This window comes from Lentzea sp. NPDC051213, assembly GCF_044455585.1.
Classification (GTDB): domain Bacteria; phylum Actinomycetota; class Actinomycetes; order Mycobacteriales; family Pseudonocardiaceae; genus Lentzea.
This window is the reverse complement of the sequence record NZ_JBITEX010000001.1, coordinates 673,080-695,139: the sequence shown is the minus strand read 5'-3', so window position 1 is coordinate 695,139 and position 22,060 is coordinate 673,080. Positions and strand designations below refer to the sequence as shown.

Genomic DNA, 22,060 nt, shown 5'->3' with positions numbered 1-22,060 from the left:
TCAAGACCAAATCCAGGACGGCCTGACACATATGCTCAGGTGCATGGGGTTGAGCATTGGCGAGGTCGCCGAACGCACCGGGCTGAGCGTGCACGCGCTGCGGTTCTACGAGAAGGAAGGCATCCTGGCCAACCAGGTCCACAGAGGACCGGGCGGTCGCCGGGTGTACACACAGCAGGACGTGGACTGGCTGCGCATGTGCATCATGCTGCGCATGTCCGGAATGCCGGTCCCGGAGATCCGCCGCTACACCGAGCTGGTCCGCCAGGGCGACGGCAACGAGCTGCAACGGCTGGACATCCTCAAGGAGCACCAGGAACGCGTCCGGGAGCAGATGGCCCAGCTGCAGGACTGCATGGACCTCATCACCCGCAAAGTAGGCATCTACGAGGACTACGTAAATTCGATCGCAGCGCGGGCAGTCGGCCAATAGCCTCGGCACATGCCTGTCGTGCTCTCGCTGAACGTCGCCCAGAAGACGACCCCGGTCGACTACGCCCGCGCGGGCGTCACCGGTATCGACAAGCGGCCCGTCGACGGGCCGCTCGAGGTCAGCGTGCCCGGTCCGCAGGGGACCGCCGGCGGCGGCATCGCCGGTGACTCGATCGGCGACTGGACCGTCCACGGAGGCGACTACCAGGCCGTTTACGGCTACGCCCGCGAGGACCTGGACTGGTGGCAGGCCGAGCTGGGCGTCGACCTGCACAACGGTCAGTTCGGCGAGAACCTCACCACCCAGGGCATCGACCACACGACCGCCCGCGTCGGCGAGCGGTGGCGGATCGGTACCGCGACGCTGGAGGTCTCCGGGCCGCGCGTGCCGTGCCGGACGTTCGCGGAGTTCCTCGGGCAGCGCGGCTGGGTGAAGCGGTTCACGCAGGTCGCACGGCCCGGCGCCTACTTCCGGGTGCTGGAGGCCGGCCGGTTCGCGCCGGGTGACGAGATCACCGTGCTGCACCGGCCGGACCACGACCTCACGGTCGAGCTGTTCTTCCGCGCGGTCACCACGGAGCCGGACCTGCTCCCCCGCCTGCTGGAGGCGGGGGACTCGGTGGCGCCGCACATGATCGAACTGGTGCACAAGCGCTCGACGCCCGGCGTCTCCTAGGACACCGGAAAGCGCCTCACCCAGCGCTTCTGCCACGGCGTCTCGACAGCGCGCCGGTGGTAGTTCGCGCGCGTCCACCCCACTGCTTCGTCAGCCGGAACGCCGGCGAGCACCGCGAGGCACGAGATCACCGTGCCGGTGCGCCCGATGCCGCCGCTGCACGCCACCTCGACACGTTCGCCGGCCAGAGCCCGCTCGTGCAGGCTGCGAATCAACCTGATCGCGGCATCATGATCACGCGGAAGGCGGAAGTCCGGCCACTCGATCCAGTCATGCGGCCACGGCACGTCGACCGGTTTGGGCTGCAGGTATACCCCGTACTGGGGATGCGGCTCCACGATCTTGCCATCGCGCAGGCCACGGCCTGTCACCACGGCACCATCAGGTAGCTCGATGGTCTTCACGAACAGTTCCCCCAAATCCTCACATCACTCCGTTCGTACTACGCTCGCGATCCGGTTCGTCGGGGGCGGGTGGTGGCGGTGCGACGAGGCACCAGAGATGACGGACGGTTCACCGGACTGACAGTCCTTGCCGCGACAACCGGTCTCGTTCTCTTTCTACCGCCATTGCTCACGGTGGCCATCAACGGGGGCGCCAACAACAGGGGCACCGTGGCGGGAGTGCCCGCGGTGGCGGCCTATCTCTTCGGCGCCTGGCTCGTCGTGATCGTTCTGGCCGCCGCGCTGTCCGCTCATGCGGCGTGGAGCGGGTTTCGTCGTGGTCTTCGCTGGGGGTCGATGAAGGCGGGCGGCCGGAACATGGGCACCCCGCCGATCATCTGGACTTCCCAGTCGGAGAGGTGGAGCAGGTCGTGGTGTCTGCGGCACAGGAGTACAAGGTTTTTGACGTTGGTCTCGCCGCCTTCGGCCCACGACTTGATGTGGTGTGCTTCGCAGTGGCTGGGTGGTCTGGTGCAGCCAGGATGCGCGCAGCCTCGGTCTCTGGCGACGAGGATGCGGCGTAGTCCGGCGTTGATGGCCCTGGTCTTCCGGCCGACGTCGTGGATCTGGGAGCGGGAGCCGAGCAGCATCGGGATCACTCCGGCATCGCAGGCGATCTTGCGAACCTGCCGCATCGGCAGGCGTTCACCGTTGTCCAACCGCGCAGCGCCGATGCCATTGCGGAGCTCGTCGTAGTTGACCGTCACGGTGAGCTGGACGCGTTCACCGCCGTGGCAGTGCTTGCGGAAGCCGGGGTGCCGCTCGGCACGCAGGGCGAGGTCGACGACGTCACAGAACGCGTCACCTTCCCGCTCCGGCGCGAACCGCAGATCCTCAGCTTCGGGCTTGGCCAGCGGGTCGATCAACGCGTCCAGCTTCGCCCCGGTCTCCGCATCGAGATCGGCGAACAACTGATACCGGCCGCCCTGCCACTTCCGCCGCAGCACGTTGCGCGGCTGCACCGGCTCCGGTTCGGCAGGTTCGGGGCCGTCCTGGTCGAGCCGGTAGGCCAGCTCCTTGCAGAACGCCTTGGCGGAGCGGGGTTCGTGCTGCCGCGCGTACTCCACGACATGGGTCTCCGCCGCAGCCGGCAGCCCCGCCATGGCTTCAGCGAGCACGTCGACATGGTCTTCGGACAACTCGCCCGCATCCATCGCAGCCGCAACACCGGGCAACGCCGGCGCGATCACGGAGCCGGTAGGCGTGACGGTAGGACAGAGCGCCTGCGCCTGCTTGAGCTTGCGACGGGTCGTCTTCGGATCCCAGCGAAGCACATGCTTGAACACTTCGACGAGATCCTTGTACCCCAACGTTTCCGCCGCGCCCTGCTGGTCAAGCGCACCGACGATCGTCAACACCTGATGCTGGAGTTGTTGCAGCGCACGGACTTTCCGCTTGAGCTCATCGAGGAGCTCAAGCGGAGAAGCAAGCCCCAGCGCTGATTCGGTCATGCGTCCATTGTGGCATGAACATCTGTTCGAACTCCACTCACGAACGGGTGAAACTCGCAGGTCAGAAGGCATATGGCGCGTGCGTGTCGTTCTCTCTAGACGACGCAACACGCACCGATGGACTGGCTCAACGAGCGCCAAGACGAGTAAGTCATAGCTGATCAGCGGTCGTAGGCGATGAGGAACCGGGTGAGCAAGCGTTGAGCTCACAAACTGATCTTGAACACCCTTCGTCCGTCTCCAGACACCGCCAGGACTTACTCGTCTACGCGAACAGCAGCACGATCAACGGCGGGATCCCTTCGAAGGCAACGCCGCTCCACGCCTGGTTGCGCGGCCTGCTCATGGACAGCTGGTCCGCCACGGCCAGCACGACGGCAGACAGAGCCATGAACCAGGCCGTGTAGATCAGCAGGGTCCGTCCGACGAGCTCGTTGCCGTTGTGCAGCGCGATCAACCCGGCGATCACGCCGCACGCCAGCCAGAGGTTGTAGAACCCGACCCCGAACGCCCACAGCCGGATCGCCGGGACGTGCTCGGCGGGCTGCCGGAACATCGAGTAGTGGGTGCGGTGGATCAGGAACGCCTCGCAGACCCACACCACCAGGTGCACGAGGGCCGCGAACGCCGCAGCCACCTGAGCCACGGCACTCACGGTCTCACCCCCAGGGTCACCCCGTGCCGTTCCAGCGCTTCGAGGCCGTTCGCGGACAGGTCGCGGAAGAACGCGCCCATCACGTCACCCACCGCGAAGGCCAGGAACTGCACCGACGGCGTGTGGACGGTGAACGTGTGCGGAGCGTTGGGCGCAATGGTGATGGCGTCGCCGGGCGACAGGTCGTGCAGCTCGCCGTCGAGCAACACGGCCATGCGTCCGTGCAACACGTAGTACGCCTTCGGCCACGGGGTGCGGTGTGGCGGCGCGGCCTCGCCTCGGGGCGCGTCCACCTCGAACAGCTCGTAGGCGCCGCCGGTGTGCTTCCCCGAGATCCTGACGGTGATCTTCGCGTCGGGCGCGGTCAGCTCCTCGCCCTCGCCTGCGGTGGTCATCATGGTGAGAAGCGTCCGTTTCCCGGACGCGCACGGGTATCCCGGAAAACTGGGATGCGCGGGCACCGCGACGCGGGCGCATACTGCCAACCATGTGGGAGGGCCGTGCGCAGGGTGTGCGGCGCGACGTGACCGCGCTGGTGACTGAGCTGGCGAGTGCCGGACTGGGCGTCGCGGAGCTGCATGCCGCGGCCATCGCACTGGTGGACCGCGTGGTCCCGTGCGAACTCACCTGCTGGGCCTCCATGGACCCCGACTCGGGCGCGATCAGCTCGATGACCAGTGGCACGAACCGCATTCCGCAGCAGTACGAACCGGTGCTCGCGACCTGCGAGTACACACCGGGCGAACCGCACACGTTCGCGTCCCTCGCCCGGCGCGGCGACACGGTGGCACGGTTGGAGGACGCGCGGTCGACCCGCCTCAACGAGGTGTGGCGCCCGTTGGGACTCAGCCACGAGTTGCGAGCGTTGTTCCGGGCCGACGACACCTGCTGGGGCGGTGCGGGCATCGTGCGCACGAGCGACTTCAGCGACCGCGAGATCGAGTTCATGGCTTCGGTGGCTCCCGCCATCGGCTCGGCGACGAGGGTCGCCGCCCGGACCACCGCGCAGATCGGCACCCAACGAAGTAGCGCACCCGCGATCGTCGTCGTGAGCGAGGACGGGACGATCCGGGCATCGACCGCCTCTGCCCTGCAGTGGCGCGAGGAGCTGGAGGAGATCGCGGCCGGCCGGTTCGCGGTCATGCTGCGCGCCGCCGCGACCGGTTCCCGGACCGGGATTTTCAAGGCACGGGTCAGGGACGCGCACGGCGGCTGGATCCTGCTGGAGGCGAGCGAACTCGTCAGCGACGACGGGTTCGAGGCCGCGGTGACGATCAGCCGGGCGTCCGGCGCGGAGCTGATGGGGTTGCTGCTCAAGGCTTACGGCGTGACCGCCCGTGAGCAGGACATCTGCCACGAGGTGCTCGCCGGGCAGTCGACGGCGCAGATCGCGGCACGGCTGAACATCTCGCCGTACACCGTGCAGGACCACCTCAAATCGGTCTTCACGAAGTTCGGTGTGCGCAGCCGCGCGGAACTGGTCGCGAAGCTCTCGTGAGTGCCCTGTCTTGACAGGCCCTGTTCGACGGGACTTTCGGGGGATCGTCACGGGTACTCCGCTCTGCCAGCATGTGCGCCATGTACTCCGACCGCGCCCTGGTCATCGGCGCCGGCTTCGCGGGGCTGCTGGCTGCCAGGGTGTTGTCCGAGTCGTACGGCGACGTGGTTCTGGTGGAACGCGACCAGATCACCGCAGACACCGGGCATCGCCCCGGCGTTCCCCAGGCGAACCACCCGCACGCGTTGCTGGCGCGCGGGGCGGACGTGCTGGACACCCTCTTCCCCCGCCTCGCCGACGAACTGGCGGACGCGGGCGCGGTCCGCGCCGATCTCGGCAGCGACTTCATGACCCGCCTCCCGGCCGGCTTGGCGCCGCGTGACTTCCTGGGCCTCAGCGTGCTGTCGATGGCGAGGGTGACGATCGAGCGGATCATCCGGCGACGGGTGCTGAAGCTGCCGAACGTGTCCCTTGTGGACGGTGTGACGATCGACGGCCTGCTGCACGACCGCGGCACGGTCACCGGCGTGCACGGCACCCGCGACGGCGAGCCCTTCACCGACTACGCGGACCTCGTGGTCGACGCGTCGGGCCACCACAGCAAGCTGGTGTCGTGGCTCGCCGAGTTCGGCGTGCACTGCCCGGCACCGATGATCGCGAACGGCCACCTCTCCTGCACCTCCCGCCTCTACCACGTGAACCACGACCTGAAGCTCGACTGGAAGTCGGCCTGCGAGATCACCCAGGCTCCGTCGACGAAGCGCGGCGGCTCGGTGTCCACAGTGGATGGTGATCTGTGGTTCGTGACGCTGCTGGGAGCTGCAGGCGACGTCGCGCCGACGGACGAGGACGGCTTCCTCGCCTACGCCACGACGCTGTCCTGCCCGGACTTCGCGGAGATCATCAAGACGGCGACCCCGGCCTCACCGATCTACCGGGCCGGCAACCTGCGCAGCCGCTGGAACCGGTTCCACAAGGTGCCGAACTGGCCGCGCGGACTGCTCGCACTCGGCGACTCCGTGGTCTCGCTCAACCCCGTCCACGGCCACGGCATGACCCTCGCCGCCCTGAACTGCGCGACCCTGCGGGACCTGCTCACCGAGCACGACCTCGCGAAGGAACCGCTCGTGTTCCAGAACGCGGTCGCGAAGACGGCGCAGGTCCCGTGGACGTCGGCCACCACCACTGATCTGGGCTGGAGCACCAGGAAGCTGTCGCTGGGCACACGATTCGCGCAGTGGTACGCCCGCCGCGTGTTCGAGATCCTCCCTGGCAACCCGAAGGTCTACCGGGCGCTGGTCCGGGTCTCGCAGATGGTCGGCCACCCGGCGGCTTTGTTCAGCCCGAGAGTGGTGTGGCGGGTGCTCAGCGGATCGCACCCTCGGGCCAGAGCACGGTGACCGGCAGGCCCCGCGACCGCGCGTAGGCGACCACGTCGGCCGTTCCGCCGGCGCCACGACCGGGTTGACCGTCCCACACGGCGATCAGCGACTCGGACTCGTCGACCATCCGCTTGCCCGCCTCCATGTAGGCGTCGGGATCGGGCGTGACGTGAGGCAGTTGCACGACCTTGGCGGCGCGAGCGAGCAACCGGTCGTACACGGGCCGGTAGTCCTCGGGCAGCGACTCGCGGTACCGCACGGCCGGCAGCACGGCGACGAGCGAGCCACCCGCGTCCAGCACGGCCTGCGCGAACACGGCGTCCGCGCCATCAGCAAGACACGACACACCCACCACGGTCTCGCCCCCGGCGCGATCATCGGCCACAGCGGCCCGGATCATCCGGTCGACCTCAGCTTCCAGCTCCGCGGAGAGGCCGCGATGTCCGGTGATGGCGAGCTGCGTCATTCGTGCAGGATATGCGCCCGAAGGGGAGTCAGGCTGCCAGGCACGGGTCCGGGGCCGCGAGGTGGGACCGCAGCGCCCGCAACGCGTAGTGGACGCGGGACTTCACCGTGCCGACCGGGATGCCGAGCACGGCGGAGACCTCGTCGGCTGCGGCCGTGCAGGTACATGTGCACGACGACGTCACGCCGGTTCGGGGTCAGCTTCGCCATCGCGTCGGCGAGCGTGACCGAGTCGACGACGCGATCGATGTCGCAGCGCGGAACGGGAAGGTGGGCCAGCGCGGCGTCTCCCGCCTCCTGCGGACGGCGGCTGCGGTGGCGGACGCGGTCGACGACGAGGTTGCGTGCGACGGTCACGAGCCACGGTCTGGCGGCTTCCGGCCGTTGCGCGAGACGTGGCGTGCGCCAGGCGCGCAGGAACGTCTCCTGCAGGATGTCCTCGGCGAGGTGCACGTCGCCGTTAGTCAGTCTGCGCACGTACTTGTGCACCGAACGGCCGTGCATGCGGTAGATGTCCGCCAGGACGCGGTCGTCCAGGGTTTCGTCGGTGCTCACGATGGTCATGTCGCTCGCCTCCGCAGTCCGGGGTCGGGTGCGGTTAGAACTGTGCTCCGCACCACACCCCGTCCGAATCGGTCGGCCGACCGAACCTGCCCGCGTAGTTGCGGAGCCCTTGCCCAGGACCGAAGTCCGGCTGCGTCTACGTCATCTGTCCTGCACGGCGAGCAACGCGCTGATCAAGAGGTCCGAGCAACCGTCCTTGGCGACGAACGTGCAGGCGCCGGCCGCGATCGCACGATCCGCGCACGAGCTGTCCAGACTCATTGCCACGACCGGGATTCCGCACCGAGTGGCGAAGAACTCCAGCAGCGACAGGCCTTCTCGCTCCGTGGGCAGCAGAACATCAACGATCGCAACATCTGGCGCGATCTCCTGCGCCATCCGCGCGGCCGACTCCGGGCCGCCGGCCGCGCCGACGACCTCGAACTCCCGATGCGCCACCAGGAAGGTGTGCAGGAAAGTGCGCACCCGCGCGTCGTCGTCGACGATCAGCACGCGGATGCGCCCGTCGGTCACCATCAGAGAAGTAGACGCCTCGGTGATGCCGCCGTTGGAGCGGCGAATGACGGTTCTCAGTCGCGACGTTTGTCGCGGTCCTTCTCAGCGACTGTTCTGTTCAACCATCGACATGTAGTGGACGTTCGTCATGACCCCGAGGATGTTGCCGAACGGGTCGACCACCGAAGCCGTCACGAACCCGTCACCCCGCACGCGCACCTCGTCGTGCTCCTTCGCCCCCAGCTCGAACAACCGCTGCCGAGTCGCCTCCAGGTCGTCGACCGCCCAGTAGAGGATCTGCCCGGCGGGAGCAGCAGAAGGGGTGACCTCGAACTTGCGGTTCACGAGGCCGAGCTCGGCCTGGTAGTCACCGATCCGGAACTCGACGTACGCGAGCTCACCGTCCGGAGTGCGCACCTCGAAGTACGCCTCGACCCCGAGGAACTCCGCGTACCAGGCACGCGCCTCCTCGAGCGAGTCGGCGAAGTAGGACACGGTCGACATGCCTCGCAACATCTTGATCTCCAGGATTTTTCGGCGGTGTTGTGTTCTACCTTCGGCCGTAAAGTGCTCATCCAGTGAGCACTTTAAAAATGAGGTGTCATGCGCGCGGACCGTCTCGTCGCGACGTTGCTGTTGATGCAGGCCCGCGGCCGGGTCACCGCCGCCGAGCTGGCCACGGAGTTCGAGGTGTCGCTGGCGACGGCCAGGCGTGACCTGGAGGCGTTGTCCGCGGCGGGCGTGCCCGTCTACTCCCAGCCGGGGCGGGGCGGCGGCTGGTCGCTGATCGGTGGCGCCCGCACGGATCTGAGCGGCCTGACCTCGGCGGAGGCGCAGGCGTTGTTCCTGATCGCGGGGCCGGCCGCGAAGGTCGCGCCGCAGGTCAAGTCGGCGTTGCGCAAACTGGTGCGCGCGCTGCCGGGCACGTTCCGGGCCGACGCCGAGGCCGCCTCGGAGGCCGTCGTGATCGACACCGCCGCCTGGGGCGAGGACACGCGGGACCGGCCCGTGCTGGTGTCACTGCTGCAACAGGCGGTGGTGCAGCGGATCAAGGTCCGGCTGACCTACCAGAAGCGGGGCTCCGCGCCGTCCACCCGCGTGGTCGACCCGTGGGGACTCGTCGACAAGGACGGGGTCTGGTACTTCCTCGCCGGCACGCCGGACGGTCAGCGCGCGTTCCGGCTCGACCGCGTGCACGGCGCCGTGCTGACCGGCGCCGAGGCGTCCCGGCCGCCCGACTTCGAGCTCGCCTCGGCCTGGGACTCCGTGGTCGAGAAGGTGGAGCAACGCCGCGCGGAGACCACGGCGGTGGTGCTGGTGCCCGCGCGGTTCCTCGACGTGTTCCAACGCCAGCACGGGCGACACTGCACGGTCGTCGAAGAGCTCGGCGACCAGGTCAGGGTGGAGCTGACCGCGCCACGCCCGCTCGACATCGCCCGCAACGTCGCAGGGTGGGGCGGCATGATCACCGTCGAAACACCCGACGACGTGCAGGAACACCTGGCACGCATCGGCGCCGAGCTGGTCAGCCGATACCCACGTGCTTCTCCAGCCGCGCCAGCCGAGTCATGATCAGCTCCAGGGCACCGGGTGCGGCCTGCTGTTTCCGCAGGTGCGCGAGACCCGCGAGCGCGGTCTGCACGCCCCGGCGCACGCTCTTGAGATCCGCGCCCCGATCGCGCAGCGCCTCACCGCCGACGCCGTCCGGTTCGGCGATGATGCCGAGGAGCAGGTGCTCGCAGCCCACGTAGTTGTGCCCGAGCGCGATCGCCTCGACGACGGCGAGCTCCAGCGCGTTGGCCGCATCGGAGGCGAACCCGGCTCCCAGGCCCGGGTTCGCCTCCTTCTGGAGATGCAGGGACCGCGGGTCGATGTCGATCGCGTCCAGCACCCCCAGAGCCAGGTTGCCGCCTTCCTCGACGAGACCTCGCACCAGGTGCGTGGTGGTGATCGCGGACGGTCCGGCGGCCCGCGCGGCGAGGCGGAGCACGGTGCGCAGGCGCTCGGTGAACTGCCCGGCCCGGTCGCCGTCGACGTCCGCGGGGGTCAATCCGCGGATCGCCATGATCCGTTTGACCGACCCTTCGAGCGCGCGCTGACAGATCGCGGACACCGGAATGTTGAGGTCCTTCACCACGTCTGCCAGCTCGTCGGGCAGATAGACGTTCACCTTTGGCATAACCCCATATATACCCCCATGTGGGGTTATGGTCAATCAAGAACGCCACAACCGTCACACTTGTGAGTGAGTAAAGGTGACGGGAGCGCGGGCGTGGAGGAGATCAATCGGCTCATCGGGAGCCGATACAGGTTGCGGCAGAAGGTCGGCCAGGGCGCGATGGGGGTCGTCTGGCAGGCCTATGACGAGCAACTTCACCGGGTGGTCGCGGCCAAGGAGCTGCTCGCACTCGACGGGCAGGACGACGCCAAGGTCGAGCGCGCCAAGTCGCGGGCCATGCGCGAGGCCCGGCTGGCAGCCCGTCTCGAACACCCGAACGCCATCCGCGTCTACGACGTCGTGGACGAGGGCGGCCGGCCCTGGCTGATCATGGAGTACCTGCCGTCCCGCAGCCTCGCCGCAATGATCACCGAACAGGGCACCCTGCCGGCCCGCGAGGTCGCCCGCATCGGCTGCTACACCGCCGCCGCGCTGGCCGCCGCCCACCGTCACGGCATCCAGCACCGCGACGTGAAGCCCGGCAACGTCCTGATCGGCGACCAGGAAGTCAAGATCACCGACTTCGGCATCTCCCGTGCCGCCGACGACGGCACCGCCACCGCGACCGGCACCGTCGGCACGCCCGCCTTCTTCTCCCCCGAGGTCGCTCGCGGCGACGACGCCGGTTTCCCCTCCGACGTCTTCTCGCTGGGCGCCACGCTCTACAACGCCGTCGAGGGCGGCCCGCCGTTCGGCACCGCCGACAACCACATCGCGATGCTGCACCGCGTGGCCAGCGGTTCGATCATGCCGCCGGCCAACGCGGGACCGCTCCTGTCCCCCGTGCTGTTCCGCCTGCTCTCCACCGAACCTGACCGGCGCCCCACCATGGAGGAGGCCGTCCACCTGCTGGCCGCCGTGGTGAACGAGTCGCCGCAGGTGTCGGAGGCGACGGCGGTCATCCCGGCGACGGTCGAGCTGCCGGCGGAGGCGCAGCCCGAGGAGAAGGCCAAGCAGAAGGAGACCGCGGAGAAGGCCGCCGCTGGTGCTGCCGCAGCCGGTCTGGTCGCCGCGGCGGCGCAGGCCGAGTCGGCCGGACTGACCACGCCGCCCGCACCGGCTGTTGAGCCCGCTCCGCCCGTTGAACCGGCACCGGCCGTTGAGCCCGCACCGGCAGCTGTGGAGGAAGCAGCGCCGGAGCAGCCCGCCCCGCCGCCCGTGACTCCCCCTCCGGCCGCCCCAGAGCCCCAGCCGGAGGAGAACCGACGCAAGTTCCCGCTGGTCCCCATCGCGATCGTCATCCTCGTGCTGGCCGTGGGCGTCGGCTCGTTCCTGCTGTGGCCCAAGGGCGGCGGCACGAACAACAACCAGTCGAACTCGAACACCGCGTCGGCCACCGGCACCTCCACCCAGACCACGGGCCAGTCCCAGCAGCAGACGGAGTCCCAGACCCAGCCGCAGCAGCCGACGGAGAACTCGACGCCGCCGCAGACCAACCCCCAGACCAACTCGCAGAACCCGCCGAGCCAGTCACCTCCCGCAGGGCCGAAGAACGCCCAGGAGGCGATCACGGCGTACTACGCGCTGATCCCCGGCAACCTCGAGGCCGGCTACGCCACGCTCACCGACAAGTTCAAGGCCGCACGAGCGCAGAGCTTCCAGGACTACCAGTCGTGGTGGAGCAGGTACAGCTCGGTGCAGCTCTCGGACTTCGCACCTCAGGGCGACAACGTGATCACCGTGACGCTCACCTACATGCAGGGCAACACCGTCAACACCACTGAGCGGCTCACGTTCACCTTCGTGCAGCAGAACGGCAAGTGGATGATCGATACTCAGGCATGACCCGACGTGCACTTGTCACCGGCGCCTCACGCGGCATCGGTACCGCCATCGCCCACGCACTCGCGACGAGCGGCCACCAGGTCGCCGTCCACTACCGGTCGGCCCCGGACAAGGCCGAGGAAGTGGCGAACAACCTGCCCGGCGAGGGCCACACGACGGTCCAGGGCGACCTCGGCGCGAACCAGGCCGAGCAGATCGTCAACGACACCGTCGAGCAGCTCGGCGGCCTGGACGTGCTGGTCAACAACGCGGGCGTCTACTTCTTCCACCCCATCCTCACGACCAGCTTCGCGGAGTGGCAGGACGCCTGGCGCAGCACCATCGAGCTCAACCTGTTCGGCCCCGCCGACCTCGCCTGGCACGCGGTCCGGCACATGACCGACGGCGGCAGGATCATCAACGTCGGTTCGCGCGGTGCCTACCGGGGCGAGCCCGACGCCCCTGCGTACGGCGCGGCGAAGGCCGGGCTGCACGCGATGACCCAGTCGCTGGCGCAATCGCTTGCACCCAAAGGAATCGCGGTCGCCGGTGTCGCGCCGGGCTTCGTCCGCACCGACATGGTCACGGACTTCCTCGCGAGTGCGGAGGGCGACGCCATCCGGGCGCAGAGCCCGTTCAACCGGGTAGGCGAGCCCGAGGACATCGCCGCCGCCGTCGCGTGGCTCGCGCAGCCTGAGGCCGTGTGGGCCAGCGGCACGATCATCGACCTCAACGGGGCCTCCTACCTCCGCTGATTCCCAGCCGAGCGACCGGAACTGGTTCCGGTCCTTAGTTGATCTTCCCGGCTACCGGTCTAGACCACTACCGTCGCAGATGGGCGCTCGACGAAAGTGGAAGGCAACCCCTGCAATGCGTTCACTACGATCACGCCTCGGCACCGCCGGCTTAGCGCTGGCCGCCGCCGCGGCGACCCTGACTGTCCTGGCGCCTGCAGCGCAGGCCGCCTATCCCCCCGGATTCAAGAGCGTCGGCTACATGCCGTCGTGGTCCGGCAGCGTCACCTCGATCCAGTACAGCAAGCTGACCCACATCAACTACTCGTTCGTGCTGCCGAACGGCAACGGGACGCTCCAGGGCGTTCCCGACCCCGGCAAGCTGCAGCAACTGGTGAGCCTCGGCCACCAGAACGGCGTCAAGGTCTCGATCGCGATCGGCGGCTGGAACGACGGCAACGACTCCGCGTTCGAGCAGATGGCCGGCAACGCCGGCTCGCGCACGACGTTCGTCAACAGCCTGATCAACCTCGTCAACCAGTACAACCTCGACGGCGTTGACATGGACTGGGAGTACCCGGATCCGGGTGCGTCGGCGAACAACTACACCGCGATGATGCAGCAGCTGGGCACCGAGCTGCACAACCGCGGCAAGCTGCTCACGGCCGCAGTCGTGAGCGAGGGCGGCACGGCGAACGGCGTGCAGCCGGCCGTGTTCGGCATCGTCGACTGGCTGAACATCATGGCCTACGACGGCGGCAGCCCGCACGCGAACTACGACTGGTCGATCAACTCGGTCAACTTCTGGAAGGGCCGCGGACTGCCTGCCAGCAAGGCCGTTCTCGGTGTGCCGTTCTACAGCCGGCCGACCTACATCGCCTACCGCGACCTCGTCGCGCAGGACCCGGCCAACGCCAACCGCGACAGCTACAACGGCAACTCCTACAACGGCATCCCCACGATCAAACGCAAGACGACGTGGGCGCTGTCCAACGCGGGCGGCATCATGAACTGGGAGCTGTCCCAGGACACGACCGGCAGCACCAGCCTGCTCAACGCCATCTGGGAAGCCGCCGGCAACGGCAACCCGAACCCGCCCCTCGGCGGCACGATCACCGGCTTCGGCGGCAAGTGCGTCGACGTGGCGGGTGCGAACTCCGCCAACGGCACGGCGGTGCAGCTCTGGACGTGCAACGGCACCAACGCCCAGCAGTGGACGCGTAACGGAAGCACGTTGCGCGCCTTGGGCAAGTGCCTCGACGCGTCCGGCACGGCCAACGGCGCGGTCACCCGAATCTGGGACTGCACCGGCGCGGGCAACCAGCAGTGGACCGCGGAGGCCAACGGCCAGCTGCGCAACGTGGGATCAGGAAGATGTCTCGACGCCACCGGGCCGAGCTCGAACGACGGCACCAGGCTCCAGCTCTGGGACTGCGCCGGCAGCGCCAACCAGCGCTGGACGCACAACAGCTGATTTCAGGAACTTCAGCCCGATGACGCAGGCGATGATCCCGGTGAGGAACACGATCTTCCAGACGGAGACCGCTTCCCCGCCGGTGATCATCGCCCACGTCACGGTCAGGGCCGCCCCGGCGCCCACCCACACGGCGTACGCGGTCCCGACCGCAATCCGTTTCATGCCAACCGAAAGCCCGATCATGCTCACCGTCGCGGCCACGACGAACAGCGCGTAGGCACCTTCGGACAACGCGGTCGCCCACACCGCTTCGAGCACGGCGCTGGCCAGCAACACGACCCAGTGCACGTCAGCTCACCACCTTCAGGCCCGCGACGCAGCCGACCAACGCGGCGAGCAGCAGCGCCCTCGGGACACCGAGCTCCTCCTCGCGCCGCGCCACCGCGACGAGCACCGTGAGCACGGCACCCACGCCGACCCACACCGCGTACGCCGTGCCGACCGGGATCCCCCGCATCGCCCACGCGAGACCGACGACGCTCAACGTCATCGACACGGCGAACACCACCACCGGCCACGGCCGGCGAAACCCGTTCGACGCCGCGAGCGCCGTGGCCCACACCGCCTCCAGCACCCCGGACAGCACCAGCACAACCCAGTACATTGGTACGACCGTACCAGAAACGCTCGACGGCGCCGCTACGATCTAGGACACATGGCCCCCAGCCTCGAAAACCTGCTGGTCGTAGGCATCGCGTCGAGCGCGCTGTTCGACCTGACGCAGTCCGACGCCGTCTTCCACGCGTCGGGCGAGCAGGCCTACCGCGAGTACCAGTCGGCGCACCTCTCCGAACCCTTCGCGCCGGGGGTCGCGTTCCCGTTCATCCGCAGGCTGCTGCGGCTGAACTCCTTGGGACCACTGGTCGAGGTCATCGTGCTGTCGCGCAACTCCCCCGACACCGGCCTGCGCATCCTCCGCTCGGCCGCCCACCACTCCCTCGCGATCACCCGCGCGATCTTCACCCAGGGTCGCGCGCCGCACGAGTTCATGCCCGCCTTGAACATGTCGCTCTTCTTGTCCGCCAACGAGAACGACGTCCGCAAGGCGACTTCTGCTGGCTTGCCTGCCGGGCAGGTTCTCGCGTCGTCCTTTCAGGATGACGAGGATCCGGCGTTGCGGATCGCGTTCGACTTCGACGGGGTGCTGGCCGATGACGCGGCTGAGCGGGTTTATCAGACCGGTGGGCTTGATGAGTTCCAGCAGCACGAGGCGACCAACGTGGTGTCGCCGCTTGATCCTGGGCCGTTGCGGAACTTTCTCGCCGGGATCAACCGGATTCAGCGGCTGGCCGAGGATCGGATCCGGGTTTCGGTGGTCACGGCTCGGTCTGCGCCGGCTCATGAGCGGGCGATCAACAGTCTCCAGGCTTGGGGGCTCACGGTCAACGACGCGTTCTTCCTGGGTGGGCTGCAGAAGGCGCCTATCCTGGATGTGTTGCGGCCGCACATCTTTTTTGATGATCAGCGGCGGCATCTGGTTCAGACTGTGCCGTGCGTGCACATTCCGTTCGGGGTGTCTAACGAGTGATCAGGCCTCGCCGCCCAGGTGCAGCGAGTGGAGCTCACGCATCGGTACTGCCTTGCGGCTGGTGCCCGCGATGTTCTCGCGGCCTTCCTTCGACCAGAGCGGCGGATACATCGAGATCCCGTCCCGCAGGCCGAGTTCGGCCACCTCCTCCTGCCAGGAAGGCCAGAACAGCTCGGCGTAGAACGTCTCGGCTCCGCCGTCCAGCAGCCACAACAGCCACTGGCTGTGGCCACCTCCCAGGCCCACCTGTTCCAGCGTGTCCGGCCCGAAGTACACGACCTCACCGGAACCGTCCAAGGTGAACACACCGCCCAGCACGTCGTGCGCCACCACGAGCCGAGCCTGCGGCGCCCAGGCGGGATCGAACTGAGCCGGAAACCCGTTGACCTCGGCCAGACTCGGCAGCTCCCCACCAGACCCGCCGTACACCCGCAACCAGCCGTGGTGCAGCACCAGCCCGCCGCTGTTCAGCACCACCGCACCGAGCAACGACCGCGCGGTCACCTGCAGCTGCAGCAACGTGGCACGGCACCGCTCCAAATCCGGCGGCAACACAACGCATTCGGTACCACCGGCGCCGATGGCGTCCGTCACGACCGGCCACCCGGGATCGTCCACCTCGACCAACTCGGCGATGCCCCGCACAATCTCCCCCAAAAGAGAAAAGCCCGGCCACCCCAACGGTGACCGGGCTCAACCCTAGCTACTAGCGAGCAAGACCGTCCTCGATCGCCTTGATGATCGCCGGCCGCAACTCCGCAGCCGAGATGATCGCATCGACCGACCCGACCTCGACCGCCCGCTGCACGCTGTGCACCCGGTCGAACTCGGCAGCCATCTCGTTCAGCTTCTCCGTCCGCACCGACTGCCGCGTAGCAGCCAGCTCGGCGGTCAGAGCAGCACGCTCCGCACCGGAGGCCTCAGCCACCGAGGTCTCCAGCTTCTTCACCCGCGGGTCGTTGGCCGTACGGCCGTCGACCTCACGAGCGAACACCACGGCCGCGGCGGGCGCGCCGCCGATGACCGAGGCGTAGGAGCCCTCGACCGCGAGCACGGTCATCGACGGGTTCAGGGCCTTCGAGAAGACCACGAACGCGCCGCCGTGGTACCGCGAGATCACGCAGAACACGATGGGACCACTGAAGTTCACGATCGCGCGGCCGATCTCCGCGCCGTACTCCAGCTGCAGTTCCCGCATCGACTCCGGCGAGCCGTCGAACCCGGACAGGTTCGCCAGCACCACCAACGGGCGGTTGCCCGAGGCCGCGTTGATCGCGCGGGCCGCCTTCTTCGACGACTTCGGGAACAGCGTGCCTGCGGTGTAGGTGTCCGGGCCGTCGGTGGGCGGGAAGCCGGTGCGGGCCACACCGCGCGACTCGATGCCCAGCAGCGTCACCGGGATGCCGCCCAGGTGCACGTCCTGCACGACCGCGGTGTCGGCCTCGGCCATGCCCGCCCAGCGCTCCAGCACCTCGTGGTCCTGGTCGGACAGCGCGCGCATGACCGTGCGGATGTCGAACGGCTTCTTGCGGTCCGGGTTCGACTCGACCGAGAAGATCTCGCCGACCGTCGTGAACGGGCTGTCGCCGACCACGTGCGGGAACGACGACACGTCACGCGAAACCGGGTCGGACGAGGCGACCCGGCGCGGGCCGGCCTCACCGGGAGCGATGTAGCTGTGCTCGTAGTGGGCCAGCAGGACGTCGAAGGCGGAACGCAGGTTCGGTGCCCAGTACTGCGCCTGGCCGTTCGGGCCCATGACGCGGTCGTAGCCGCCGATGCCGTAGTTGTCCTCGGCCGAGACACCGCCGGAGAAGTCCAGCGCCTGCTTTCCGGTCAGCACCATCGCCGAGTCCGGGGTCATGACCAGGATGCCCTTGGTGTGCATGAGCATCGTGGCCTCGGCGTTCCAGTACGGCTGGGCGCCGACGTTGATGCCGTTGACCACGATGTTGATCTCGCCACCGGCCTGCGTGAACTCGACGATCCGCTTCAGCGCCGCGGCCACCCAGTCCATGTTCTCGACACCGGAGCTCATCGAGATCTTCGCGCCGGACGACAGCGAGAACCATTCCAGCGGAACGGAAAGCGAGGAAGCCAGGTCCAGCGCGTGGATCACGCGGGAGCACTCGGGCTCGGCCAGCGCGCCCAGCGACTTGGTCGGGTCGCCCAGCAGGACCACGCGCTTCATGCCCTCGGGGTACGCCGCGGTCGGCGTCGTCACCACACCGACGACGATGCCCGCCTTGTTGCCGCCACGCGGGCGGTCCACCGGCACCAGGGCGCCGTCGACGAGGTCGTGCTCCACAAAGGACCCACCGTCGCCGACGAGCATGTCGACCAGCTCGTACGGGTAGATCGTGCCGCGCGACTGGGCCCGCAGGACGTTCTGGCGGTAGTCGTCGAGCGGCTGGATCGGGTCGGTCGGCGGCTGCACGAACGAGAACCGCACGCCCGAACCGGCGTCGTTGGCGATGCGCACACCGATGTCGGTGAGCTCGCCGGACACCGCGTCCTTGCGGCGCGCCAGGAACAGGACCTCCTCCAGGTCCAGGCCCGTGGTCGTGGGCAGCACGCGCGACGCGACCGCGTCCAGGTCCGTCGAGGACAGGTCGGTGGGCGGCCACGCGTAGAGCACGACCCGGTTCGTGGCCAGGCGAGTCCGGCCACCGGCCTGCGCACGGGCCCGGCGGATGCCGTCCAGGCAGGTCGCCAGCACGTCCTCGGCGGCGGGCATGGCCACGATCCGGCCGTCGTCGTCGCGCAACGGGGTCAGGTCGCGGACCTGGCCCAGTGCCACGAGACGCTCGTCGGACTTGTTGGCCTTGGCCACCGCGCGGAACAGGTAGACGTCCTCGTCCACGGAGGGCAGCCGGGTGAGGTCGAACTCCCGCAGCCGCTCCAGCTGCATGCGTTCGGCGATGCGCGGGTGGAGCCCGCGCACCAGCCTCTCCTCGGCGAACCCGTTGGAGGACGGGCGGAACGTGAAGTGGTGGTGCATCGACTCGCCGCGACGGCCCGCCACCGTGGTGGTGATGCGGGTGATCGTCGGCGGCAGCTGGTGCGCGGCCAGTGCCGCGCCCAGGCCGGCGGCCATCTCGTCCTGGTCGGACGGACCGTCGGTCCAGTTGACGTAGAGGTCCGCGACGACGGAGCCGCCGTTGGCGTGGTTCACCACGTCACCGATCGCGGCCGACAGCGCGGGGAACTCGACGGCGGTGCTGACCAGGCGGGTCCGCTCCGGCTCGTTCTCCGCGATGAAGAACGCGCCGCTCACCCGCGCGTTCTCCAGCGCCTTCTTGGTGTAGTAGCGCCGGGCCAGGACCTCGAGCAGCGGGGTGTTGTCCGCGCCGGGCTTGCCGATGCGCTGGCCGAGCAGGCGCACCAGCGGTTCGGCCGAGGCCACCATGGCGGCGATCCGCTCTTCGCGGTCGGCGGCCTGGGGCTGGGCGTCCAGGTGGATCAGGTGCTTGCGGACCTCGCTGTGCACGCGGGCGCGGTTGCGGCGCACCAGCGGCTGCGCGAACCAGGTGAACACGACGCTGCGGGCCAGGTCTGCCACCGCGGGGTAGCGGACCTGCGTCGCGGCGACGATGTGCTCCAGCACGAGGCCGATCTGCACCTGCTCGGACTCGACCGGCGGCGCCTCCTGCACCCACTGGCGCAGCAGGGTCGTCGCGACGGCCGCGTCGAACACACCGCGGCGCAGCGCCACGAAGATGCGGAAGACGGCCTGCTCCAGCTCCGGCGTGCGGTCGAGCTCGGTGATGCCGTAGTGGCCGATCACGTTCTGCAGGCGGGCGCGGAAGCCCTCCGGCAGCGCGGCTCGGTCCGCGTCCAGCGTCTTCAGGTAGGTGTGGAAGTGCTCGCGCGGAGAGTGGATGTGGTTCTCCGGCTTGCTGTCCTCACCGGCGGGGCGGTTGCGGGAGAGGTCGCACAGGTCGGCGAAGATGCCGAGCAGCTTCGCCTCCTCGACCAGCGGCCGCTCCATCAGGTCGTGCCGCGCGCCCATGTAGTTCGCGAGCACGCGCTCGGTGTCGGCGGCGGTCGTGTCGAAGCCCAGCAGCAGGGCCCGCAGGTCGTCGAGACAGCGGGAGACGAGCTTCTCGGCCTGGACGCCGGCCGGCGCGGCAGGCAGCTCCAGTTCCACGGTGGACTCGGACTTCGAGGTCTCCTCGGCGGCGTCCGCCGAGTCCTCGATCTCCTCCAGCTTCAGCAACGCACCACCGGCGGGCACCTGGGTGCCGACGACGACGTTGAGCTCCTTCAGCCGGGCGCGGAACGGCGCGCGCAGCACCGTCTCCATCTTCATCGCCTCGAGGACCAGCACCGGTGCGCCGGCCTCGACCTCGGCACCGACCGCCAGCGGGGTGGCGACGACCAGCGCGGGCATCGGCGAGCGCAGCACGCCGCCCTCGTCGCGGGTCACGCGGTGGGTGACGCCGTCGACCTCGACCTGGTGGACCACGCCGTGCGTGCCGGTGACGACGCGGAACCGGGTGCCGTTCACGGTGACCTGGCCGACGTGGTGGTCGAACCGCTCGACGTCGACGTCACCGCTGAGCACGACGTCGGAGTCGGCCGCGGAGACACCCACGCGGTACTTGGCGGCGCCGATGCGCGCGACGGTGACCAGGTAGGGCTGGCCGCGCAGCACGAACTCCAGCTTGACCGCGCCCTCGTGGTTGGTGCGCGGCTGGCCGCCGCGCGAGGACGCGAGCAGCTCGGTGCGGTTGATCTGCTCCTCGTCCTCGTAGACCTCGATGCCCGCGGCCGCCAGCGCGATCGCCGAGTGGCGGTGCGAGATCAGGCCGCCGTCGGCGCGGACGCGGTCGATCCAGCTGGTGTCGGCCGAGCCGTCGATCACGGCCGGCTCGTCCAGCAGGTCGAGCACGAAGCTCTTGTTGGTCGTGCCGCCTTCGATGATCACGGTCGTCTCGGCCATGGCGCGGCGCAGCTTGCCCAGCGCCTCGTCGCGGTCGCGGCCGTACGCGATGATCTTCGCGATCATCGAGTCGAAGTCGGCGGGGATCTGCGAGCCCTCGGCCACACCGGTGTCGACCCGGATACCGGGACCGGCGGGCAGCTCCAGACGAACGATCGTGCCGGGGCACGGCGCGAAGTCGCGGTCCGGGTCCTCGGCGTTCAGGCGGGCCTCGACCGCGTGGCCGAGCTCGACCGGCTTGGCGCCCTCGAGCTTGCCGCCGCCAGCGACGTGCAGCTGGGCCTTGACCAGGTCGAAGCTCGTGGTGATCTCGGTGATCGGGTGCTCGACCTGCAGGCGGGTGTTGACCTCGAGGAACGCGAAGAGCTTCTCACCGGGGTGGTAGAGGAACTCGACGGTGCACGCGCCGCGGTAGCCCACCGCGTTCGCGAGGCGCTCGGCCGAGGCCTTCAGCTCGTCGACCTGGTGCTGTTCCAGCACGCAGGAGGCCGACTCCTCGATGATCTTCTGGTTGCGCCGCTGCACCGAGCAGTCGCGGACGCCGAGCGCCCACGCCGTGCCCTGGCCGTCGGAGATGACCTGCACCTCGACGTGCCGTGCGCCGGTGACCAGGCGCTCCAGGAACATCACGCCGGAGCCGAACGCGCGCGCGGCCTCCAGGCTGGTGCGCTCGAAGTTCTCTTCCATCTCCTCGGGCGAGGTGATCTTGCGGATGCCTCGGCCACCACCACCGGCGGTCGCCTTCAGCATCAACGGGTAGGTCACCTCCTCGGCCACCTTCAGCGCGTGCTCGAGGTTCTCGACGGCGCCGCGGCTCCACGGCGCGACGGGAACGCCGACCTCCTCGGCGATCAGCTTCGAGCCGATCTTGTCGCCGAGTTTGCGCATGGCCTCGGCGGACGGACCGACGAAGGTGACGCCGACCTTCTCGCACAGTTCGGCGAACTCGGGGATCTCGGCGACGAAGCCCCAGCCGACCCACGCGGCATCGGCCTTCGTCTCGACGAGTGCCTTCTCCAGCACCTCGAGGTTGAGGTACGGACGATCGGCCGCCAGGCCGAGGTTGTAGGCGAGATCGGCTTCCCTGACGAAGGGCGCCGACTTGTCGACATCGGTGTACAGGGCGACGGTCTCGATCCGTTCCCCTGACTCGGCGGCGAGCTCACGGACGGCGTGGATCAGCCGCATAGCGGCTTCCCCGCGGTTGACGATCGCTACACGACTGAACAACGACTTGGCTCCTCGCGGACATTACGACCTCGGCGGCTGTCGCCGCCCAATCGAAGTACACACTCTCGTCTACTACCCGGTAGGAAAACCGCTAGATCGAAGC

The 22,060-nt window shown here is 68.8% G+C and carries 22 protein-coding genes and 1 pseudogene; 9 read left to right on the top strand and 14 right to left on the bottom strand.

The features are described from left to right. Positions 1-43 precede the first annotated feature (43 nt). Together ACIA8G_RS03060 and ACIA8G_RS03055 are read left to right on the top strand one after the other, a co-directional pair. The gene (locus ACIA8G_RS03060; protein WP_396416570.1) at positions 44-433 is read left to right on the top strand and encodes a MerR family transcriptional regulator; all 390 of its coding nucleotides are present in this window, start codon (positions 44-46) and stop codon (positions 431-433) included. Positions 434-442: 9 nt separating this feature from the next. Then, positions 443-1,108, top strand: a complete 666-nt coding sequence (locus tag ACIA8G_RS03055) for an MOSC domain-containing protein (protein ID WP_396416569.1) — start codon at positions 443-445, stop codon at positions 1,106-1,108. Here ACIA8G_RS03055 and ACIA8G_RS03050 read toward each other — a convergent pair. From ACIA8G_RS03050 to ACIA8G_RS03035, 4 genes are all read right to left on the bottom strand, one after another. Next, a complete protein-coding gene (locus ACIA8G_RS03050) occupies positions 1,105-1,503 on the bottom strand; it encodes a protein-tyrosine phosphatase family protein (protein ID WP_396417302.1) in 399 nt (132 codons plus the stop codon). The two genes, ACIA8G_RS03055 and ACIA8G_RS03050, sit on opposite strands and share 4 nt — an antisense overlap. A 299-nt stretch (positions 1,504-1,802) precedes the next feature. Beyond that, positions 1,803-3,113, bottom strand: coding sequence for a DUF222 domain-containing protein (locus ACIA8G_RS03045; RefSeq protein WP_396416568.1), 1,311 nt, complete (start codon positions 3,111-3,113; stop codon positions 1,803-1,805). 154 nt (positions 3,114-3,267) lie between these two features. After that, positions 3,268-3,657, bottom strand: a complete 390-nt coding sequence (locus ACIA8G_RS03040) for a DUF1304 family protein (protein WP_396416567.1) — start codon at positions 3,655-3,657, stop codon at positions 3,268-3,270. Continuing rightward, positions 3,654-4,055 carry a cupin domain-containing protein gene (locus tag ACIA8G_RS03035; protein WP_396416566.1) on the bottom strand — a complete coding sequence of 134 codons (402 nt, stop codon included), beginning with the start codon at positions 4,053-4,055 and terminating at the stop codon, positions 3,654-3,656. The genes ACIA8G_RS03040 and ACIA8G_RS03035 overlap by 4 nt, the downstream gene beginning before the upstream one ends. 89 nt (positions 4,056-4,144) lie before the next feature. Between ACIA8G_RS03035 and ACIA8G_RS03030 the strand changes: the two genes are divergently transcribed. After that, the gene (locus ACIA8G_RS03030; RefSeq protein ID WP_396416565.1) at positions 4,145-5,155 is read left to right on the top strand and encodes a helix-turn-helix transcriptional regulator; all 1,011 of its coding nucleotides are present in this window, start codon (positions 4,145-4,147) and stop codon (positions 5,153-5,155) included. A gap of 80 nt (positions 5,156-5,235) precedes the next feature. Continuing rightward, complete coding sequence (locus ACIA8G_RS03025) at positions 5,236-6,555, top strand: FAD-dependent monooxygenase (protein ID WP_396416564.1); 1,320 nt, start codon at positions 5,236-5,238, stop codon at positions 6,553-6,555. Here the strand turns inward: ACIA8G_RS03025 and ACIA8G_RS03020 are convergent. The 5 genes and pseudogenes from ACIA8G_RS03020 to ACIA8G_RS03000 form a co-directional block, all read right to left on the bottom strand. Continuing rightward, positions 6,521-7,003, bottom strand: a complete 483-nt coding sequence (locus tag ACIA8G_RS03020) for a hypothetical protein (protein ID WP_396416563.1) — start codon at positions 7,001-7,003, stop codon at positions 6,521-6,523. The genes ACIA8G_RS03025 and ACIA8G_RS03020 overlap by 35 nt on opposite strands. A gap of 28 nt (positions 7,004-7,031) precedes the next feature. Further along, a complete protein-coding gene (locus ACIA8G_RS03015) occupies positions 7,032-7,133 on the bottom strand; it encodes a hypothetical protein (RefSeq protein WP_396417301.1) in 102 nt (33 codons plus the stop codon). Positions 7,134-7,158: 25 nt separating this feature from the next. Beyond that, positions 7,159-7,566, bottom strand: a pseudogene (locus ACIA8G_RS03010) (sigma-70 family RNA polymerase sigma factor); the annotation flags it as partial. 141 nt (positions 7,567-7,707) lie between these two features. Further along, positions 7,708-8,082, bottom strand: coding sequence for a response regulator transcription factor (locus ACIA8G_RS03005; protein ID WP_396416562.1), 375 nt, complete (start codon positions 8,080-8,082; stop codon positions 7,708-7,710). An 81-nt stretch (positions 8,083-8,163) separates the two neighbouring features. After that, positions 8,164-8,565: a VOC family protein gene (locus ACIA8G_RS03000; protein ID WP_396416561.1), complete on the bottom strand. Its 402-nt coding sequence runs from the start codon at positions 8,563-8,565 to the stop codon at positions 8,164-8,166. A 99-nt stretch (positions 8,566-8,664) separates the two neighbouring features. On the opposite strand from ACIA8G_RS03000, the gene ACIA8G_RS02995 reads away from it, so the two are divergent. Then, positions 8,665-9,633 carry a helix-turn-helix transcriptional regulator gene (locus tag ACIA8G_RS02995; protein WP_396416560.1) on the top strand — a complete coding sequence of 323 codons (969 nt, stop codon included), beginning with the start codon at positions 8,665-8,667 and terminating at the stop codon, positions 9,631-9,633. Here ACIA8G_RS02995 and ACIA8G_RS02990 read toward each other — a convergent pair. Further along, positions 9,587-10,240 (bottom strand): Clp protease N-terminal domain-containing protein, encoded by a 654-nt coding sequence (locus ACIA8G_RS02990; protein ID WP_396416559.1) that lies wholly within the window; start codon positions 10,238-10,240, stop codon positions 9,587-9,589. The genes ACIA8G_RS02995 and ACIA8G_RS02990 overlap by 47 nt on opposite strands. Positions 10,241-10,333: 93 nt before the next feature. Between ACIA8G_RS02990 and ACIA8G_RS02985 the strand changes: the two genes are divergently transcribed. The 3 genes from ACIA8G_RS02985 to ACIA8G_RS02975 all read left to right on the top strand — a co-directional run bounded on the left by ACIA8G_RS02985 (position 10,334) and on the right by ACIA8G_RS02975 (position 14,251). Beyond that, positions 10,334-12,064, top strand: coding sequence for a serine/threonine-protein kinase (locus ACIA8G_RS02985; RefSeq protein WP_396416558.1), 1,731 nt, complete (start codon positions 10,334-10,336; stop codon positions 12,062-12,064). Then, entirely contained in the window at positions 12,061-12,798 is a 738-nt protein-coding gene (locus tag ACIA8G_RS02980; RefSeq protein ID WP_396416557.1) for an SDR family NAD(P)-dependent oxidoreductase, read from the top strand. Before ACIA8G_RS02985 ends, ACIA8G_RS02980 begins: the two co-directional genes overlap by 4 nt. 115 nt (positions 12,799-12,913) lie before the next feature. Continuing rightward, on the top strand, positions 12,914-14,251 hold the full coding sequence (locus ACIA8G_RS02975) for a glycosyl hydrolase family 18 protein (RefSeq protein ID WP_396416556.1): 1,338 nt from the start codon (positions 12,914-12,916) through the stop codon (positions 14,249-14,251). Here the strand turns inward: ACIA8G_RS02975 and ACIA8G_RS02970 are convergent. Together ACIA8G_RS02970 and ACIA8G_RS02965 are read right to left on the bottom strand one after the other, a co-directional pair. Beyond that, complete coding sequence (locus ACIA8G_RS02970; protein ID WP_396417300.1) at positions 14,144-14,500, bottom strand: DMT family transporter; 357 nt, start codon at positions 14,498-14,500, stop codon at positions 14,144-14,146. The genes ACIA8G_RS02975 and ACIA8G_RS02970 overlap by 108 nt on opposite strands. Before the next feature lie 43 nt (positions 14,501-14,543). Then, positions 14,544-14,858, bottom strand: a complete 315-nt coding sequence (locus ACIA8G_RS02965; protein ID WP_396416555.1) for a DMT family transporter — start codon at positions 14,856-14,858, stop codon at positions 14,544-14,546. Between the two features lie 51 nt (positions 14,859-14,909). On the opposite strand from ACIA8G_RS02965, the gene ACIA8G_RS02960 reads away from it, so the two are divergent. After that, entirely contained in the window at positions 14,910-15,782 is an 873-nt protein-coding gene (locus tag ACIA8G_RS02960) for a 5'-nucleotidase (protein WP_396416554.1), read from the top strand. Here the strand turns inward: ACIA8G_RS02960 and ACIA8G_RS02955 are convergent, their stop codons facing one another. Together ACIA8G_RS02955 and ACIA8G_RS02950 are read right to left on the bottom strand one after the other, a co-directional pair. Next, complete coding sequence (locus tag ACIA8G_RS02955; RefSeq protein WP_396416553.1) at positions 15,783-16,439, bottom strand: DUF2625 family protein; 657 nt, start codon at positions 16,437-16,439, stop codon at positions 15,783-15,785. Between the two features lie 49 nt (positions 16,440-16,488). Further along, a complete protein-coding gene (locus ACIA8G_RS02950) occupies positions 16,489-21,957 on the bottom strand; it encodes a carboxyl transferase domain-containing protein (RefSeq protein WP_396416552.1) in 5,469 nt (1,822 codons plus the stop codon). Between the last annotated feature and the right edge of the window lie 103 nt (positions 21,958-22,060).